This is a genomic window from Rhizobium tibeticum (assembly GCF_900110205.1).
In the GTDB taxonomy this organism is placed as follows: domain Bacteria; phylum Pseudomonadota; class Alphaproteobacteria; order Rhizobiales; family Rhizobiaceae; genus Rhizobium; species Rhizobium tibeticum.
This window is the reverse complement of the sequence record NZ_FOCV01000151.1, coordinates 1-1,400: the sequence shown is the minus strand read 5'-3', so window position 1 is coordinate 1,400 and position 1,400 is coordinate 1. Positions and strand designations below refer to the sequence as shown.

Here is a 1,400-nt window from a genome sequence, read left to right as displayed (position 1 = left end):
ACCCGCACAAGGCTTTGGGATATCGATCCCCGCGTGAGTTCTTAAACCGTCAAACAGAAATCTGATCCTGTCCGGTTTTTATGGGGCAACTCCACGATTGGAACGGATAGTCATAAGACAATGTTTGATCCCAGGCTTTGATGGGGCATTTTTGTCTTCCGAATCAAAGGATGCACTATGGGCCAGGTTCTTCATGGGAGCGCCACGACGACAGAGGCAGTCCGCCGAGCGATACAACATAGTCAAGAGAGCCTGAGGGCGCTCTCGAAGCGCTACGGGATCAATCAGAAGACCGTCGCCAAGTGGCGGAAGCGGACCTCCGTCGCAGACCTGCCGACCGGCCCGAAGGAACCGAGATCGACGGTCCTCTCTGTCGAGGAAGAAGCAGTTATTGTCGCCTTCCGGCGCTACACGCTGCTACCGCTCGATGACTGCCTCTATGCGCTGCAGCCGACAATCCCGCATCTTACGCGGTCGTCGCTGCACCGCTGTCTCGGCTGCCACTATACATTCCTTCCGTAGGTGCTACGGGATTCAGTTCACTACGCCCGGCGCCGGAGGGTCCGCTGTGCCGCTGATCAAAGAGGCGATCGTCAATGGCGAACGTTTCCGGGCCCATGCCTTCGAATACACCTGCGCCACCAGCGATATCGAGCACCGCACCACCAAGGCCAAGCATCCGTGGACCAACGGTCAGGTTGAGAGAATGAACCGAACCATCAAGGACGCCACCGTCAGACGCTTCTACTATGAAATCCACGATCAACTGCGCCAGCACCTCGCCGACTTCGTCGCCGCTTACAACTTCGGCCGCAGACTCAAGATTCTGAAGGGTCTCACACCCTACGAGTTCATTTGCAAGGCATGGGCTTCACAGCCCGAACGCTTCACCCTCGATCCGCTCTACCAAATGCCGGGACTAAACATCTAGTCTTACTGCGTCACAAGTTTGTGGATTTTAGCAGGCATTGTCCTGGTGCAGCATGGACATCGGTGAAGGCTGCTACTGAGTGCGACGGTCACGTGCCGCCTGACGGTGGCGATCGAATTTGGCGCGTGTCACCGCTGCCAGAGGCTCGACACTCTTGCGGTCCACCGGCAGCATTAGTCCGAGGCAGTAATCGTTGAGCGGCTCCGCCCGATCGGCGTGGCCGAACACATCGACCAGCCTATGGACATAATCCGCAAAGGCTGCTTCACTTCCCATGCTCACGCCATTCATCTCAGCTTTCTCCTACTGACCACGAATCGCTTACGCTAGCACATCATTGCCCAGCCCGAATCCCCGGATTTTGTGACTCAGTAAGACTAGCAGGCTGCTGAAATAGCTAGGCCAAAGATAGACTACATCCGCCTTGGCGAGGCGGTTCGATGCGCGGGAGCGATGTGTTCCTGGAGCA

Annotated in this window: 1 protein-coding gene and 1 pseudogene; one reads left to right on the top strand and one right to left on the bottom strand. The window is 56.9% G+C overall.

From position 1 onward, the window contains the following. Positions 1 to 177: 177 nt before the first annotated feature. Positions 178 to 931, top strand: a pseudogene (locus tag BSG20_RS35345) (integrase core domain-containing protein). A 72-nt stretch (positions 932 to 1,003) separates the two neighbouring features. Here the strand turns inward: BSG20_RS35345 and BSG20_RS35340 are convergent. After that, positions 1,004 to 1,222: a transposase gene (locus BSG20_RS35340; protein WP_093042031.1), complete on the bottom strand. Its 219-nt coding sequence runs from the start codon at positions 1,220 to 1,222 to the stop codon at positions 1,004 to 1,006. Positions 1,223 to 1,400: the final 178 nt, after the last annotated feature.